The organism is Verrucomicrobiota bacterium, assembly GCA_016200005.1.
Lineage (GTDB): Bacteria > Verrucomicrobiota > Verrucomicrobiia > Limisphaerales > PALSA-1396 > PALSA-1396.
In genome coordinates this window covers 85,404-101,494 of sequence record JACQFP010000007.1, presented here as the reverse complement: position 1 = coordinate 101,494, position 16,091 = coordinate 85,404, and the positions used below count along the sequence as shown (strand labels likewise).

The window sequence follows — 16,091 nt, the reverse complement described above, 5'->3', positions numbered from 1 at the left end:
TTCCAGACCGACTACATTCTTCTGTTCCATAGGTGTCCTGAGGGTTGTGCCGCCATCGTGTGATGGCAGCAGGTTTTTTTGTCCCCCTCAGGATGCCTTTTTTCCACCCCCCGCCGTCCACAACTTTTGGAAATTTCTCGTCGGGTCGGTCACGTCACCTTTGATAAAGTCCACGCACTCTTCAGTCAGGTCGGCGGCATACATGACGGCACTGGACCTATCGAGTTTGCGCGGAGGCCTATTCATCTTCGAGTTCAACAAGCGGTCGGAGGCGCGCGAGAATGTCGGCCAGCGTTTCCAAATCCAGTTCGCCGATAAATTCAACGCGGCGCGCGTGCCAGTCGAGATTGCGGACTTGATCCGCCAGTACCACGCCAGTCACGGGCGCATTTTGCGGCAGGTTGGCTTCAAACGGATAGTCTTTGGCGCGGTTGGTGATCGGGCAGAACAATGCCAGGCCTGAAGGTTTGTTGTAGCTGCGGGGCGACAGGACGACGGCGGGACGCCGCCCGGCTTGCTCGTGCCCGGCTTGCGGGCTGAAGTTTATCCACACCACGTCGCCACGGTCAGGCACGTAGGCAGCCATTTACCAGATTTCCTTTCCCATGGCTTTGCCCCAATCGGTTTCCGGGTGACGGTTTTGCGAAGTGATCCTGGAAACGAGTTCCTTGAGCGAATACTTCCGCGGCCTGATCGGTTTCACGACCATGCGTCCGTTTTCCACCGAAAGACTGACCGCACTGCCTTTCTTGATGCAGGTTTGATGCGCGAACGCCTTGGGAATGCGCAGCGCCAGACTATTTCCCCATTGTTGAACCACGGTTTTCATAATGTAGCTACAAAAAGACTACCGCCCTTTCGCGGCCCGTCAAGTGTTCAACCTCCGAGTGTCGTCGGGTCGGTCACGTCGCCTTTGTTGTAGTCAACGTAGGCTTCGGTCAAGTCGGCGGCATACATCACGGCGCTGGACTTGCCGAGGTTCAGGTTGATATGCAAATCAAATTCCTTCGGCGCGACGGTCGCACAGAGTTGTTTGAACGTTGTGTCGGTCGGCTGGCCGCGCTTGAGACTCCACAAAATCTTCAGGCTACCGGGGGCGCTGTAGCCAATATCAATCTTTTCCTCAACGACCGTCGCCGGGCTGTAGCCGATGGCGTCAATGATGCGTCCCCAATTCGGATCGCCGCCGTGCCAGCTTGTTTTCACCAACGCACTGTTGGCCACGGCCCGCGCGGCGGCATCAGCGTCTTGAATAGACCTCGCGCCGTTCACCCGCACAGTCACAACGCGATGCACGCCTTCGCCATCACGCACGATCATCTTGGCGAGTTCAAGACAGACGTGGTCGAGCGCGGATTGAAAAACTTCAAAGTTCCGTGGCAGCCGACGTGAGTCGGCTCCAACTTCGCCTCCATTTTTTGAAGTGAGCCTCCTCACGTCGGCTGCTACGAGAGGAGGATTTCCCGCCAGCCCATTCGCCAGCACGAGCACCGTGTCGTTGGTACTCATGTCGCCGTCCACAGTGATGCGATTTAAACTGTTGGCCACGGCTTCCTGCAACGCGGTCTGCAATGCCTTCGCTTCGATGGCGGCGTCCGTGGTGATGAAACAAAGCATCGTGGCGTGAAGCGGCATCGCGGCAGGACGTTTGCCGGTGGCGCTCATGCCGGGCTGAATCATTCCGGCGCCTTTGCAGATGCCGCCGATGCGCACGGTCTTGCCGCCGAGTTTGAACTCAACCGCGATTTGCTTCGGCTTCGTGTCGCTGGTCATGATGGCTTCGGCAGCGTGCGCGGCGTGTTCGGCGCTTGAACCAAGCAGCGTCGCGGCCTCGATAATGCCGGTGCGGACGTTTTCCATCGGCATCGTGACGCCGATGCGCCCGGTCGAGCCAACCAACGTTGAGCCTTTCGGCAAGTTCAGCGCGCGCTCTGTGAAGCTCACCATTTCACAGGCATCCGCAAGACCTTGCTTGCCGGTGCAGGCATTGGCGTTGCCGGAGTTGACCACGATGGCCTGTGCCGCTCCGCGCTTCACGCGCTCGATGCAAACTTTCACCGGCGCGGCGCAGACCTGGTTGGTCGTAAACATACCGGCGACGGTGGCGGGCACCTCGGAAACCATGAGCGTGAGGTCGCGCTTGTTTCCCTTCTGCGAACCTTTGCCGGTGCCGAGGCGTTTGATGTCGCAGAAGACGGCCGAGGCCAGAAAGCCTTTGGGCGTAGTGATGGAGCCGGGAATGCGTTTCAATTTGATCTTCATTTTCTAAAACTCGGTCGCGTTACTCTCAACGCGTGTACGGAAATGCGATGGCGAGCGGATTCTACCGTTTGGTGTCCACGCTTTAGCGTGCGTTGGTCGTGCTTGCCGGCTAAAGCCGGGACACCAAACCGCTTTTCCGTACACGCTCTCAGCGAGACAATGCAGATTCATTTCGTTGGTTTGCCCCATTGGCGGTCGGCGAAGTTCATGAACACTTCCCAATCGTCCGCGGTCATCGAGTGTTTGCCCTCGCGAATGTAGTACCCAAGGCGGCTGTCCACGAGTTGTCGCGATGGCGGCATTTCTTTCGCGGCCAATCCTTTCACGCCGAGGAGGAGATAAACCGGATCGGCGGCTTGCAGCACTTCGAACTGGCCGGCGGGGTTGGCCCATTGGTCTTCCTGCGCGTTCGAGAACAACACCGGCCGCGGCGCACAAAGGGCCGCGAGGCAGTTTTGATCAAAGGGCAATCGCTCTGGCGAGTCATTGAATTGTTTGAACTGGGCGTTGAACCAGTGCGGGAACGCGGTGTTGATGCGTTGCACCGATTCGCCAATCTTGCCGCGACTCGGTGCCGTGCCGCCGCAACCGGCCTGATGCGGAATGGCCAGTGCGATGCGTTCATCGAACGCGGCGGCAAGCAATGCCGTCTTGCCGTTGCGCGAATGACCCACACTGGCAATGTGACGCGCGTCAACGTCGCGGTCGGTCAGGAGATAATCCACGCAGCGATGGAAACCCCACGCCCAAGCAGCGATGGACCCGCGGTTCGTCGGGTTGTTCTCCGACGGATTGTTGCGCGCAAGCCAGGCGTAGATGCCATCGCTGATTTCTTTGCGGTCAGAATCCACGTCGCTGCTGCAAAACGCGGCCAGAGCATAGCCGCGTTCGATGATCCGACTCAACGGCCAGTCAACGATTTGACCCCCGCGCGCGGCTTCGGTGGCGGCGTTGTTGGTGCAGCCTTTGCAAGAGTTGTAAAGCCAGCCGCGTGCGAGCGGCACGCGCGGATCATCGGTGAGCGCATGGTTGCCGCAGAAGTTCATCGCCAGAAACACCGGCACCGGGCCGCGACGATCATTTGGCAGCACCAGCATCAGATCGATTCTTGGCGCTCCGCCAGATCCAGTTTCCAACGTCACGAGCTTGAGCGTGGCCTTGCCGCCGAGAAAGTCGTGATGCTCGGCCAGTAGCTTGGTCTTCATCTGGTCGGGCTTCGGTGGGAGCTGGTCATACATGTAATGCTGGAACAGCGCCCGCAGCTCCGGACGACGCTCGTTAAACCATTGTGCTCGCGAGGCAACGCGGCGGCCATCAAGCATCACGAGCGGATCCGGCAGCGCAGGTTGTGATCGCAACGCGGAGGGTTCGGGATACGCCACTTTCTTGGGTGACGGAGTGGTGCATCCGGCCAGGTAACACGCCAGAAGCACGAAGGTTGGCGCAATTATGGAACAAGCGTTCTTGCTCATCCTAATCCCGCCGTTTCGGGAAAACCGCACAGAATGTTCATGCTTTGAACCGCCTGGCCGCTCGCACCTTTGACGAGATTGTCCTCGGCGCTCAGGACGATGAGCCGGCCGGTGCGCGGGTCGAGCCGCCAGGCGATTTCAATGACGTTCGTGCCAATCACGTTCTTGGTGTCGGGCAGCGTTTTGCCGTCGAGCAACCGGACGAAAGGTTCGTTTCCGTAAGCCGACTGGTAGCAGGCGGAAATCTTTTCGTTTAATTCGCCCATCCCTTGCGCGTCACTGAAATGATTTTCCGGCGCGAGATAAAGCGTGGTCAAGATGCCGCGATTGACCGGGATGAGGTGCGGCGTGAATTGAATCGTGACCGGCGTCCGCGCGGCCAGCGAAAGTTCCTGCTCGATTTCGGATAAATGCCGGTGCTTCGGAATGCCGTACGGCCTTATGCTTTCGTTACATTCCACAAACAGGAAATCCGGTTCTACTTTGCGTCCTGCCCCGCTGACGCCGCTCAGCGAATCGGCGATGATACCCGTGGATTTGATCAGACCCACCCGCAACAATGGCAGCGTGGGAAGTAGAATGCTCGTGGGATAACAGCCCGGCGAGGCAACCAGCAAGGCATCCTTGATTTGAGCGCGATAGATTTCCGGCAATCCATAGACCGCTTTGGCCAGCAATTCAGGCACAGGATGATCGTGCGCGTAGAACTCCTTGTACACCGTGGCGCTCTTCACGCGGAAATCGGCGCTGAGGTCGATGACCTGACAGCCGAGTTTGAGCAAGGGCATTGCGAACTCAGCGGCGACGCCATGCGGCAGCGCGAGGAAAATCACCTGCGCCTGTTTGGCGAGCAACTCCACGTTGGGTTCGCTGAAGCGCAGCGTTTTGGCGTGTGGCTGATTCGCGAACCTTGGAAAAATCTGGCCCAGCGTCTGCCCGGCGTATTGCCGCGAGGTGACGGCGGCAAGTTCCGCGTGTGGATGCGACAACAGCAGGCGCACCAGTTCTTCACCGGAATAACCCGATGCGCCGACGATGGCAACTTTGACCGATGTCTTGTTGTTCATGGTTCTGGTCACGAATCAGTGGTTAGTTGTTTTGGTCGAATCGTTACATATTTGCAACTGACAAAAGAAAAACCCCGCAAGTATCAACCTGCGGGGCGCGTAAATTTTTGTTCGGATTAACGCTTCGAGTATTGGAAGCGTTTGCGTGCCCCGGGTTGACCGTATTTCTTGCGCTCTTTCATGCGCGGATCACGGGTCAACAAACCTTCGGGTTTGAGCGTTGCCCGGAGGTTCGCATCAGCCGCGATCAAAGCGCGCGCGATTCCGTGCCGTACCGCGCCGGCCTGCCCGGATGGCCCGCCGCCTTGCACGTTGACGCGCACGTCGAATTTTTCCGTCGTCCCGGTCAGGAACAGCGGGCGGGTGATCTGCGTGCGCAGATAGTCGGTCGGGAAATAGGTTTCAAACGTGCGACCGTTGACGACAATCTTGCCGGAGCCGGCGGCCAGTCGCACGCGGGCTACGGACGTTTTGCGGCGACCGGTGCCGAGGAATTCCTGAATCTTGATTTCTGCCATACTGAAGGGTTGAGGGTTTCTGGTTAAAAGTTGAGGGATCACCTGGCGGCGGTCAGCGTCGCTGGTTGTTGCGCGCTGTGCGGATGCTGGTCGCCCTTGTAAACTTTTAATTTGGTCAGCAGTTGCCGTCCCAGCCGGTTTTTGGGGATCATGCCCTTGACGGCGTGCGTGATCAACTTTTCCGGATGCCGGGTGCGGATTTGAGCGACGGAGGTGTACTTCTCGCCGCCTTTCCAGCCGGAGTAGGTCATGAATGTCTTGTCGGTTTCCTTTTTGCCGGTGAGAGCAATCTTCTCGGCGTTGATGACGACGACAAAATCGCCAGCGTCCAAATGCGGGGCAAAAATGGGTTTGTTTTTCCCGCGCAAGATGTCGGCAACCTGCACAGCCAAGCGGCCCAGAATGGCGCCGTTGGCATCCACGACGTGCCATTTGCGCTGGTCCAGATTTACTTTCGGCAAATATGTTTTCATTCAAATCCTGATATAAGGAGCGGTGAAAGTAGCAAACAAAAGGTTTAAGTCAATAGCCATTTCAACTCATTCGCCAAACTTGTCGCGGCCGGCAAAACGAGTGGCTGCCCGATGTGGCTTGTAACACTTCAACATTTCAACACCCACAATTCACTTTTCCCGGTTCGCGCTTTACCATTATCCTCCCGCCATGGAAATCTACGACCATCCCACGTTTAACATGGCGTGTCGCCAGTTTGACCTGGTGGCCGACCGTCTGGCGATTCCCGATTCCGAGCGCGGCCGTCTCAAATTCCCCAAGCGCTCCATGACCGTCGCGCTGCCGATTCATCGCGACGACGGCTCGACGCAAATGTTCACCGGTTACCGCGTGCAGCATCACCTGACGCTTGGCCCGACCAAAGGCGGATTGCGCTACCATCCCGACGTGAGACTCGGCGAAGTGGCGGCGCTGGCAATGTGGATGAGCTGGAAATGCGCGCTCACCGGTTTGCCCTACGGCGGCGCCAAGGGCGGCATCGCGTGCGACCCGCGCAGGATGTCGGTGACGGAACTGGAACGGCTGACGCGGCGTTACACGCAGGAAATGATTCCCTTCATTGGCCCGCAAGTGGACGTGATGGCTCCCGACCTCGGCACCAACGAACAGACGATGGCCTGGATGATGGACACGTATTCCGTCCACATGGGTTTTAGCGCACCCAGCATCGTGACCGGCAAACCGGTTGGCATTGGTGGGTCGGTGGGTCGGCGCGAAGCAACCGGGCGCGGTGTCGGTTACCTCGTCAACCGCGCGATGGACACGATTGGCCTTGATGCCAACAAAGCGACCGCGGTGGTGCAAGGTTTCGGCAACGTCGGATCCATCGCGGCGTTCTCGATGGCCAAGCACGGCGTGAAAATCATCGCGGTAAGCGACGCGATGGGCAGCGTTTTCAACGCGCGCGGTTTGGACCTTTGGAAGTTGGAAAAGTTTGCCAATCAAAACCGCACCGTCGCCGGTTTTTCTGAAGGCGAACCGATTACCAACGAACAACTGCTTGTCACGCCTTGCGACATTCTCGTGCCAGCGGCGTTGGAACGGCAGATCACGGAAGTCAATGCGCCCAAAATCCAATGCCGCATCCTAGCCGAAGCCGCCAATGGCCCAACCACGCCAAAAGCCGACGAAATCTTCGATCAGCGCCCGGAGATTTTTGTAATCCCCGACATCCTCTGCAACGCCGGCGGGGTGATAGTTTCCTATTTTGAGTGGGTGCAGGATTTACAAAGTTTCTTTTGGGGCGAGACCGAAGTGGTGGACAAATTGTTCCGCATTCTGGAAGGCGCGTTCACGCAAACACTGACCCTGAGCCGCAAACAGAGAATCTCCATGCGTCTGGCCGCGCTGAGCCTGGGCGTGAGCCGGGTGCGGGAAGCGAAACAGATAAGGGGGTTATTTCCATAGTCAGGAACACGTCACGTTGCATGCTTGGCGAACACGAATCTTAATCGCTCAACTTTTTGAGGATGCCGCGAGCCAGGAATTCCTTGATCTCCCGATGACGCGGAACGGGCTGACATTGCTTTGTGCGCGGGTTTTGATACCAATCGTGTTTACCACCGTGACGAATGAACACGCAATCCATCGCTGTGAGTTTTTGAATAAGTTCGACGCGCTTCACGCGACTTGAAGTTCAGCGCGCCGACGCACACATGGAATTCTACCGGACGCCACGTCGTCGTAGATATCTCGAAGATTCTCCTCCAACTCCGCGACCGACTCTCCTTGCGTCATGTAGTCCGGAAACTCTTCCAGATAACCGAGCCACATGTCGCCATCCTGCCAATAGACGTAGCCGATGCCTTTCATGGCGATAATGTGTCATGGATTCCAGCCGTTGTCATTGCAGAAATGCGTCGTTTCACCGTAACGCATGAAAAGCCCCGGTTTCTCTGTCCCCTGCTTTACCGCTACGTTCGCGCCAGGACAATTCGCCAAAACTCCAACTTCCTTGCTTTGGAAGGCTCCTTCACGCAAACGCTGAACCTCAGCCGCAAACAAAAAATCTCCATGCGCCTGGCCGCGCTGAGTCTGGGCGTGAGCCGGGTGCGCGAGGCCAAACAAATTCGCGGCTTGTTCCCGTAATCGGGTTGTCCATCGCAAAGTACCGTCGGCCATCGAACCAAATAAACCATTGGCAACTCAACCAACATCGTGCTACGATGCGCCCCCACTTCAACAGCGGAGTGGGTCAACAACATTTGGAATTTATTTATGTCACAACATCGCAGTCTGCGGGCCATCGCCACCATGGGTGGCAAACGAAATGTCCTCAAGCGCTTCGAGCGCGTGGAAGTGCTGAAACGACGCGGCCAATGGAAGCCGGGCGACCGCGTGACCGGCCTGCGCAAGACCAAGCCGGACGTGTGATTCAAATGCGGAACCCGGAAGGCGAAGGGCGAAATAGGAGATTCCTCCGCCCGCTGATAGTTCGTTCCAAATTCTGCATTCCGCACCAGGCACTTGAAAGTTCGTCTGCAAAAATTTCTGGCCGAAGCCGGCGTGGCCTCCCGTCGCGCCAGCGAGCAAATCATCCTCGCCGGCCGGGTGTCGGTCAACGGCCAGACCATCCGCGAGCTGGGCAGCAAGGTTGATTCCGACCAGGACCAGGTTGCGGTGGACGGAAGCCCGCTCCGCGCGAAGCGGAAGCTTTACGTCGCCCTCAACAAACCGCGCGGTTACGTCTGCTCGAAACAGGATGAATGGAAACGTCGGACGATCGGCGATCTGCTCCCAAAGGAATGGAACAACCTCTCCTCCGTGGGGCGGCTGGACTATGAGAGTGAAGGATTGCTTTTTCTGACGAACGACGGACAGTTCAGTTTGCGGCTGACGCATCCGCGTTACGGCGTCCGCAAAAAATACCTCGCGACGGTGGAAGGGCGCGTGGCGCCCGGGATGTTGGGCCAGTTCACGCGCGGCGTGACGCACGCGGGGGAAAAATTGCAGGCGCAGAATGCCCGGCTGTTGGCGGTCAACAATTCCCAGAGCCTGGTGGAACTGGAACTGGCCGAAGGCAAGAATCGCGAAGTACGGCGGCTGTTTGAATCGCAAGGCTTGACGGTCCGCCGGTTGCAGCGCACACAGATCGGAAAGATCAAGCTCGGCGAATTGCCCAGCGGCAAATGGCGGACATTGACAGAACCGGAGATTAAATCTCTACTTCCCAAGATATGAAAACAAAATACGGGTTGCTATTGACCATGATGCTTTCCTCGGGCGTGATCGCCCAACCAGCGGCGACGACTCAACCATCGCCGGCGCCAGTCACCACCGCCGTGCCGGCGCCAGCAGTCACAGCGGCGCCGACCAACGCACCGGCAGCGCAGCCGGTGCCCAAGAAACCCGCGGCAAAGAAGAAAAAAGCAGCGACGACCAAGAAGACCGCCGCCGTTCAAAGCCCCGCGCCCGCACTTCCGCCAGGCCCGGCGGTGGTCAGTCAAAGAAACGTCAACGTGCGCGGCCGGGCCGCCATCAACAGCGAAGTCGTCACCCATCTCAACCTGGGCGACAACGTTACGGTGCTGGAAGAAATCACCCTCAAGAAACCGAAGCAGGACGAGCCAGCCAGATGGGCGCGCATCGCTTTTCCAACGAGCGCTCATGTCTGGGTTCACGGTTCGTTCGTGGACGCGACGAATAAGACCGTGTTGCCCGCCAAATTGAATGTGCGCAGCGGGCCGGGGGAAAATTACAGTGTGGTCGGATTGCTGCAGCGAGGCGAAACGGTCAAGCAAGCAGGCGCCAAGAATGAATGGCTGGAAATTGATGCGCCCACCAACGCCTACGCCTTTGTCGCGGCGCATTTGTTGACAGCAAAGCCAACTGTAGTGGCCGCGGCAGAGCCCCCACCGGCGGCACCTGCGCCCGCGACGGAAACGGCGAAGGTGGAGACGCCACCGGCCGTGGCACCCGTCGTTGAAACGCCCGCGCCGGCGCCTGCGACTGCCACTCCTGCGCCGGCCACAGAACCGCCGGCAGCGACGCCCGCGCCGCCTGAAAAGGAAGAAGAGCCGCTGCCGCCGCGCATCGTGGAACGGGAAGGTATTGTGCGCGGCACGGTGAGCATTCAAGCGCCTTCCCACTACCGGCTCGTCAGTCCGGACACGGGAAGAACGATCAATTATCTTTACTCACCCACCACGAACCTTGTGCTCAAGCCCTACAACGGATTGAGAATTGTCGTCACGGGTGAAGAAGGGCTTGACGAACGCTGGACCAACACGCCGGTCATCACCATCCAGAAGATTCACGTTGTGGAGTGATGCCGCTCACGAATCTCATCGATGGGCGGGCCATCGCCGGGCAAATCCACACCGAGACAAGCCAACGGATGGCTGCCTTAAAAGCCGGCGGCGTTCAACCCGGACTGGCTTTCGTGCGCGTCGGCGAAGATCCGGCGTCGAAAGTGTACGTCGGCAGAAAAGAAAAAGCGTGCGCTCAACTGGGAATTTTTTCCGAGACCCACGTTTTGCCGGAAGCGACGGAAGAAGCTGAATTGCTCGCGCTGTTGAGCCGCTTGAATGTCGATGAGCGCGTTCATGGAATTCTGGTGCAAGCGCCCCTGCCGCCGCACATTCGCGCCACGGTGGTTTACTCGACGGTGTTGCCGAAAAAAGATGTCGATGGATTTCATCCGGTCAACGTAGGCAAATTGCTGTTGGGCGATCCCACCGGTTTCTGGCCCTGCACGCCGGCGGGGGTGCGCGAGTTGTTGATCCGGTCGCAGGTAAAAATTGAAGGCGCGGACGTGGTGATCCTGGGTCGCGGCAACATCGTCGGCAAACCGATGGCGGCGATGCTGTGCCAGAAGGGCCGGCACGCCGACGCTACAGTGACGCTCTGCCATTCGCGAACGCGCGACCTGGCCACGCATTGCCGGCGGGCGGACATCGTGATCGCCGCGATGGGCGTGGCGGAATTTGTAAAGGCGGACATGGTGAAACCAGGCGCAGTGGTGGTGGACGTGGGCGTCAATCGCGTCAACGATCCGCAGGCCGCGAGCGGCTACCGGCTGGTTGGGGATGTGGATTTTGCGCGGGTACAACCGCTGGCCGGCAAGATCACCCCCAACCCGGGCGGCGTCGGACCGATGACGATTGCGATGTTGATGAAAAACACTGTTCGTGCCGCCGAACTGGCCACCGGCGAGGTTGGTTAACTGGAATTTCAGAATGGACTAAGAAAATATGCAACCCACCCGTATCCTGCCTGACTTGCAATGCTCGCTGCTGTGCGAAGAGGTTCGCCAGGAAATCAACGGTAATTTTTTTCTCGTCGGCATCATCAATTTCATCCGTGTGCCGCAGGTGCCGATCACGGCGCTCAAACTGATGGTGTTCAATCGCTGGACGGCGGGCGTGGGACAATTCACGGAGAGCGTGCGGTTGATCGCGCCGGACCAGACAACCGTGTTGCGCAAAAGCGAGGTGAAGTTTGCGTTGCAGGACGCGATGTTCCATGCCACCAACGTTTCTTTGTTCGGACAGGTGGAATTCAAAATGGCCGGTGTGTATTTTGTCGAAGTGCTGGTGGACGATGTCATGAAGCTGCGCTACCCGCTCTCGGTCGTCGTGGCGCCGCCGCCCGATACCAAACAACCGCCAGCGGCGACGCCGGCACCGCCCGGCTGAGCTTGTTCCCTTGCGAATGACGAATGACGAATCCCAATCTGGCCACGTTCAACATTCGGCAGTCGAGACGCAACCTTCGCCCCCGGCGTGGCAACCGCTGACGCCGCGCGGGGTGGCGGCCTTCGCGCAGGCGTCGCTGGGGACGCTCTGCTGCTGGCAACTGATCGTGGCTTTGCTGGCGGCAACCACCGTGGTTTTGTTTGTGCGGACGGACTGGTTTCCGACCGTCGAGGAGGCGATCAATCAACTCCCGCCGCAAGGCGACATCCACAACGGACTACTTTTTTGGCGGAGCAATTCGCCCGCGCTGCTGGCGGAAGGGATTTTTCTGGCCTTCGTCGTGGACTTGAATCACAGCGGCACGGTCGGCCGCTCGGCGCATGTGCAGGTGGAATTGGGAAAGGCCGATTTCAGAATCTGTTCGCTGCCGGGCTGTCTCACCGTCCAATATCCCGCAGGCTGGGTGGTGGCGCTGAATCGGACGGAGCTGGAGCCGTGGTGGGGCGCGTGGAAACCGGCCCTCATGGCCTTCATTTTTATGCTCACGGTGTTGGTTTTGATCGTGAACTGGTGGGGGCTGGCCACGCTTTATTGTGTGCCGGCCTGGATCATTGCCCTCTACGCGGACCGGGATTTAAGACTCGCGGAAAGTTGGAAACTGGCGGCGGCGGCGTTGCTGCCGGGGGCATTGCTCATGACGACGGCAATTTTTTTCTACGGGTTGAATCTGATCGATCCCGTCCGGCTGGGCCTCGGCGCCGGATTGCATATTGTGGTGGGCTGGCTTTATTTATTGTTCAGCACGTTGTGTCTGCCGCGCCGCGGCGCGCGCCTGACCGGCAAGGCCAACCCCTTTGTGGTCGCGCCTCCGGGAACCGGCCAGCCAACCACTGGCGACTGACCGCCCCGTGCACAATGCCGGCCGCTTTTCCGATCAACACGGCATTGCGTGTTGGTGTCGGTTCGTTTAGGTTCGCAACATGATTTTTTCACGCGTGCCGCCCGCCGGTATCCTTTTGTTTTTTCTGTGCCTCGCATTGACGGGTTGCTTCCCGTCGGTCGAAAGCCAGTTGGATGAGCAGAAGGAACCGCACTTCCTCACCGGCAAGAAACGGATCAACAGCCTGGACTACAAGGGCGCCATCGAGTCGTTCGAGAAGGCCCTGGAGGCCAATCCGCGTTCGGCGTCGGCCCACTTCGAGCTCGCCCTGCTGTTTGAACAGAAGGAAAATGATTACGCGGCGGCCATTTATCACTACGATAGATTCCTGCGGCTGCGCCCGCAGTCGGATTACGCCAAACCGGTCCTCGAACACGTCAACACTTGCAAACAGGAGCTGGCTAAAACCGTGTCCATCGGGCCGGTATCCCAAGCGATGCAGCGCGACCTTGAACGTCTGCACACGCTCGAAACGGAGAACGCGGAATTGAAGCGCAAGCTGGCTAATTACGAGGGCCGGAGTCCGGCGGCGACGAATCAACCGAACTCTGCTCCGTCACCACTTGCGCCGAATAATTCATCCGTCACGCAGCCGATCAGCCGTGTCCCAACAGTCCAGTCCAATCTCACGGCAACCGCGCCCCGACCCGCGATCACAACGACGAAAACCCATTCGGTGAGGGCGGGTGAAACGCCCACCGTCATCGCGAAAAAGTATGGTGTCTCCGTGACGGCGCTCATGGCCGCCAACCCCGGTGTGGACGCCCGACGGCTGCGGGTCGGTCAGACATTGAACCTGCCCGCCCATTGACGGCGAAGGACCATGCTGTCGCGACTCGCCTTGCCACCATCCCCAACGTGCGGAGACGACCTGCCGCTGCGGAGGAGGCGTTGGTCACGCCCCGGGTTTGGGCCGTCAATAGAAACCGGCATTGGCATGATTTCACGGATCTCAGGGAGGCTGTCAGTTTTACCGGTTGACTCGCGCGGTGCATCTGGAGGATTTTAGCCGCGAATTATGGCGAAGATTCAGCGCGCGTTGCTTTCGGTTTCTGACAAGACCGGACTCGTTCCCCTGGCCGAAGTTTTAGTGGCCGCTGGCGTCGAGATTGTTTCCACGGGCGGCACCGCCAAGGCACTGCGGGAGCGCGGCCTCAAGGTCATCGAGTTGAGCGACTACACCGGCTTTCCGGAGATGCTGGATGGTCGCGTCAAGACGCTTCATCCGAAAATTCACGGCGGCCTGCTCTATTTGCGCGGCAACACGAGTCACGAAACGGCTGTCCAACAGCATGGCATCGGGCCGATTGATCTGGTGGTCGTCAACCTTTATCCGTTCGAGCAAACCGTGGCCAAACCCACTGTTTCTTTGCACGACGCAATTGAGAACATCGATATCGGCGGTCCATCGATGCTGCGGAGCGCCGCCAAGAATCATGAGTTCGTAACGGTGGTCCTCGACCCAGCCGACTACGCCGAAGTCGCGGCGCAAATCAAAGCGAATGGCGAAACGACACTGGAATTGCGGCGAAAGCTGGCGACGCGCGTTTTCGCCCGCACCGCTGCCTACGATGCCGCCATTGCCGCGCACTTGGGGAAAGCGTTCGGGGCGAGGTCTTCGCCGGAGACTGCCGCGGACTCGCCGCTTCCGGCCACGTTGCGGATTGAGGCGCCGCAGGTGCAACTGTTGCGCTATGGTGAGAACCCGCATCAAGCCGCAGCGCTTTACGGTCGGTTCAACGATTATTTCAAGCAACTCCACGGCAAGCAACTTTCCTACAATAACATCCTCGATCTGACGGCTGCCGCGAGTTTAATCGCCGAGTTTTCCAGTGATCAACCGACGCTCGCCATCCTCAAACACATGAATCCGTGCGGCGTCGGGCAGGGGAACAGTTTGCGCGAAGCCTGGGACAAGGCCTTCGCGACTGATCAACAAGCGCCGTTCGGTGGCATCATTGCGGTGAATCAGCCGCTGGACTTGTCCTGCGCCGAGGCCATCGCCGAAATTTTCAGCGAGGTGATTGTGGCACCGGAATTCACGGGTGAAGCACTGGCGGTGTTGCAAAAGAAAAAAAACCTGCGGTTGTTGACCGTGTTGAAGAGGCCACTGACAGCTTCTCCGTGGGAAGTGCGCAGTGTCGGCGCGGAATCCTTTCTGATGCAGGCCCGAGACGTGAGGCGCCTCACGGCGGCGGACTTGAAGGTGGTCACACGCCGCCCGCCGACCGCTGCCGAGTTGCAAGCCATGCTTTTTGGGTGGCGCGTCGTGAAGCACGTCAAATCCAACGCCATCGTTTACGTCGGGCCGGACCGCACCCTCGGCATCGGTGCGGGACAGATGAGCCGGGTGGACGCCAGCCGCGTGGCGGTCTGGAAGGCGGGGGAAGCGAAACTCTCGTTGGTGGGCTGTGTGGTATGCAGTGATGCGTTTTTTCCGTTTCCCGACGGACTGATCGCCGCAGCGGAGGCGGGAGCGAGCGCGGCGATTCAACCCGGTGGCTCACTGCGCGATGCGGAAGTTATCGCCGCCGCCAACGAGCGCAACCTGGCAATGGCGTTCACCGGAGTCCGGCATTTCCGACATTAACGGAGCAGCCAGTAAATCAGGCAAACCTGGCCAACCGCAAGCAGCACCAGGGCGCACCAAGTGAGCCCTTCCCGAAATCGCAGTCCGATCTGGCGCGTTTCACTCAACCAGAAACGCATCTTCAGCGAACCCATTTCAATGAGGTCGCCGTTCCGAAGGACGGCTTGTTCAATCCGCTGCGAGTTGACAACGACGAGGGCGTTGGGGTGGGCGGTCAATACAAATCCGTCGGGCGTGATCAAATCGAGTTCGAGGTGCTGATCCCAAACCCCGTCTTCCTCCAGACACAGGTCGGCGGCGGACGAGCGCCCAATACGAAAAGGAAAACGGCGGGCGACCCGATGGGTGCCCGCCTGTTTGCCGGAAAGAATCTGAAGTTGAATCATCAAAAAAGCCGGCGTGGGACGTAAATCTTGTCGCCCGGATAAATCGGCAGGTCCAGTTCCGGATGGGCAATGGCTTTGGTGCAATTGACGGTTTCCTTGGTCTTCCCATCAGCCCGCGTGATTTGAACCTTTGTTTTCTTTGCATAGTCGGTGAAGCCGCCCGCCGTGGCGATGGCCTGCAATACGGTCATTTGCCCGGCGTAACCAAATCGATTGGGAGTCTTGACCTCGCCATCAACGGTGAAAAAGAGAGTTTCGGTGGTGATTACTACGGTCAAGTTGCGAAAATACTGCGGCACGTACAGGTCATGAATCTCCTTCTCCAGCTCGCGCACGTTCTTTCCCGCCGCAATAAAAGTTCGATTGTAAGGGGATATCGTGATGCTGCCGTCGTCCTTGACCCGCCCGACGTATGGGTCCATTTTGGTTGGTGCATCCTGATAAGTGATGGTCAGTGAATCCCCCACCCGCAGTCGGACTGAGGGTGCGGCACTGCTCGGGGCGGCGGGAGTGGGCGTGGGCACCGCATTTTCGGCTGGAGGTGTATCCGCGGCAGGAACTTCACTAAAGGGGTCCGCAGAGGGTGTCTCAGTCTGGCAGCCGCTGAACAGCAAGCCCGCGAGGAACAGGGGACAAAGAAGGATCCACTGCCCGGAAAGTTTCCGCAACAATTTCATAGTGGCCATGATTCAATAGCGAGTGGGAAG

General features: G+C 58.7%; 22 protein-coding genes. 10 read left to right on the top strand and 12 right to left on the bottom strand.

The genetic code is table 11. The features are described from left to right. Positions 1–87 precede the first annotated feature (87 nt). The 8 genes from HY298_03030 to rplM form a co-directional block, all read right to left on the bottom strand. On the bottom strand, positions 88–246 hold the full coding sequence (locus HY298_03030) for a hypothetical protein (protein ID MBI3849254.1): 159 nt from the start codon (positions 244–246) through the stop codon (positions 88–90). Continuing rightward, a complete protein-coding gene (gene mazF, locus HY298_03025; GenBank protein ID MBI3849253.1) occupies positions 239–586 on the bottom strand; it encodes an endoribonuclease MazF in 348 nt (115 codons plus the stop codon). Before mazF ends, HY298_03030 begins: the two co-directional genes overlap by 8 nt. Further along, on the bottom strand, positions 587–829 hold the full coding sequence (locus tag HY298_03020; protein MBI3849252.1) for an AbrB/MazE/SpoVT family DNA-binding domain-containing protein: 243 nt from the start codon (positions 827–829) through the stop codon (positions 587–589). A gap of 47 nt (positions 830–876) precedes the next feature. Beyond that, positions 877–2,262: a bifunctional glutamate N-acetyltransferase/amino-acid acetyltransferase ArgJ gene (gene argJ / locus HY298_03015; protein ID MBI3849251.1), complete on the bottom strand. Its 1,386-nt coding sequence runs from the start codon at positions 2,260–2,262 to the stop codon at positions 877–879. A 167-nt stretch (positions 2,263–2,429) separates the two neighbouring features. Next, positions 2,430–3,734 carry an acetylxylan esterase gene (locus HY298_03010; GenBank protein ID MBI3849250.1) on the bottom strand — a complete coding sequence of 435 codons (1,305 nt, stop codon included), beginning with the start codon at positions 3,732–3,734 and terminating at the stop codon, positions 2,430–2,432. Then, positions 3,731–4,801: an N-acetyl-gamma-glutamyl-phosphate reductase gene (locus tag HY298_03005; protein ID MBI3849249.1), complete on the bottom strand. Its 1,071-nt coding sequence runs from the start codon at positions 4,799–4,801 to the stop codon at positions 3,731–3,733. Before HY298_03005 ends, HY298_03010 begins: the two co-directional genes overlap by 4 nt. 116 nt (positions 4,802–4,917) lie before the next feature. After that, a complete protein-coding gene (rpsI, locus tag HY298_03000; protein MBI3849248.1) occupies positions 4,918–5,319 on the bottom strand; it encodes a 30S ribosomal protein S9 in 402 nt (133 codons plus the stop codon). Positions 5,320–5,357: 38 nt separating this feature from the next. Then, complete coding sequence (gene rplM, locus HY298_02995) at positions 5,358–5,792, bottom strand: 50S ribosomal protein L13 (GenBank protein MBI3849247.1); 435 nt, start codon at positions 5,790–5,792, stop codon at positions 5,358–5,360. A gap of 190 nt (positions 5,793–5,982) precedes the next feature. On the opposite strand from rplM, the gene HY298_02990 reads away from it, so the two are divergent. Continuing rightward, entirely contained in the window at positions 5,983–7,239 is a 1,257-nt protein-coding gene (locus tag HY298_02990) for a Glu/Leu/Phe/Val dehydrogenase (GenBank protein MBI3849246.1), read from the top strand. A gap of 40 nt (positions 7,240–7,279) precedes the next feature. Here HY298_02990 and HY298_02985 read toward each other — a convergent pair whose 3' ends face one another. Together HY298_02985 and HY298_02980 are read right to left on the bottom strand one after the other, a co-directional pair. Continuing rightward, positions 7,280–7,456: a type II toxin-antitoxin system HicA family toxin gene (locus HY298_02985; GenBank protein ID MBI3849245.1), complete on the bottom strand. Its 177-nt coding sequence runs from the start codon at positions 7,454–7,456 to the stop codon at positions 7,280–7,282. Then, complete coding sequence (locus HY298_02980; protein ID MBI3849244.1) at positions 7,453–7,644, bottom strand: type II toxin-antitoxin system HicB family antitoxin; 192 nt, start codon at positions 7,642–7,644, stop codon at positions 7,453–7,455. Before HY298_02980 ends, HY298_02985 begins: the two co-directional genes overlap by 4 nt. Positions 7,645–7,686: 42 nt before the next feature. Between HY298_02980 and HY298_02975 the strand changes: the two genes are divergently transcribed. The 9 genes from HY298_02975 to purH all read left to right on the top strand — a co-directional run bounded on the left by HY298_02975 (position 7,687) and on the right by purH (position 14,998). Further along, positions 7,687–7,920: a hypothetical protein gene (locus HY298_02975; GenBank protein ID MBI3849243.1), complete on the top strand. Its 234-nt coding sequence runs from the start codon at positions 7,687–7,689 to the stop codon at positions 7,918–7,920. A gap of 129 nt (positions 7,921–8,049) precedes the next feature. After that, a complete protein-coding gene (locus HY298_02970; GenBank protein MBI3849242.1) occupies positions 8,050–8,205 on the top strand; it encodes a small basic protein in 156 nt (51 codons plus the stop codon). Positions 8,206–8,298: 93 nt separating this feature from the next. Beyond that, positions 8,299–9,012: an rRNA pseudouridine synthase gene (locus HY298_02965; GenBank protein MBI3849241.1), complete on the top strand. Its 714-nt coding sequence runs from the start codon at positions 8,299–8,301 to the stop codon at positions 9,010–9,012. Then, positions 9,009–10,100 carry an SH3 domain-containing protein gene (locus HY298_02960; protein ID MBI3849240.1) on the top strand — a complete coding sequence of 364 codons (1,092 nt, stop codon included), beginning with the start codon at positions 9,009–9,011 and terminating at the stop codon, positions 10,098–10,100. The genes HY298_02965 and HY298_02960 overlap by 4 nt, the downstream gene beginning before the upstream one ends. Next, positions 10,100–10,996 (top strand): bifunctional 5,10-methylenetetrahydrofolate dehydrogenase/5,10-methenyltetrahydrofolate cyclohydrolase, encoded by an 897-nt coding sequence (locus tag HY298_02955; GenBank protein MBI3849239.1) that lies wholly within the window; start codon positions 10,100–10,102, stop codon positions 10,994–10,996. The genes HY298_02960 and HY298_02955 overlap by 1 nt, the downstream gene beginning before the upstream one ends. A 28-nt stretch (positions 10,997–11,024) precedes the next feature. Then, positions 11,025–11,468: a hypothetical protein gene (locus HY298_02950; GenBank protein ID MBI3849238.1), complete on the top strand. Its 444-nt coding sequence runs from the start codon at positions 11,025–11,027 to the stop codon at positions 11,466–11,468. Positions 11,469–11,484: 16 nt separating this feature from the next. Continuing rightward, positions 11,485–12,369 (top strand): hypothetical protein, encoded by an 885-nt coding sequence (locus tag HY298_02945; protein MBI3849237.1) that lies wholly within the window; start codon positions 11,485–11,487, stop codon positions 12,367–12,369. A gap of 79 nt (positions 12,370–12,448) precedes the next feature. Then, complete coding sequence (locus HY298_02940) at positions 12,449–13,219, top strand: LysM peptidoglycan-binding domain-containing protein (protein MBI3849236.1); 771 nt, start codon at positions 12,449–12,451, stop codon at positions 13,217–13,219. 207 nt (positions 13,220–13,426) lie between these two features. Further along, positions 13,427–14,998: a bifunctional phosphoribosylaminoimidazolecarboxamide formyltransferase/IMP cyclohydrolase gene (purH, locus tag HY298_02935; GenBank protein ID MBI3849235.1), complete on the top strand. Its 1,572-nt coding sequence runs from the start codon at positions 13,427–13,429 to the stop codon at positions 14,996–14,998. Here purH and HY298_02930 read toward each other — a convergent pair. Beyond that, a complete protein-coding gene (locus HY298_02930; GenBank protein ID MBI3849234.1) occupies positions 14,995–15,384 on the bottom strand; it encodes an FHA domain-containing protein in 390 nt (129 codons plus the stop codon). The two genes, purH and HY298_02930, sit on opposite strands and share 4 nt — an antisense overlap. Beyond that, on the bottom strand, positions 15,384–16,070 hold the full coding sequence (locus tag HY298_02925) for a polysaccharide export protein (protein MBI3849233.1): 687 nt from the start codon (positions 16,068–16,070) through the stop codon (positions 15,384–15,386). The genes HY298_02930 and HY298_02925 overlap by 1 nt, the downstream gene beginning before the upstream one ends. Positions 16,071–16,091 lie beyond the last annotated feature (21 nt).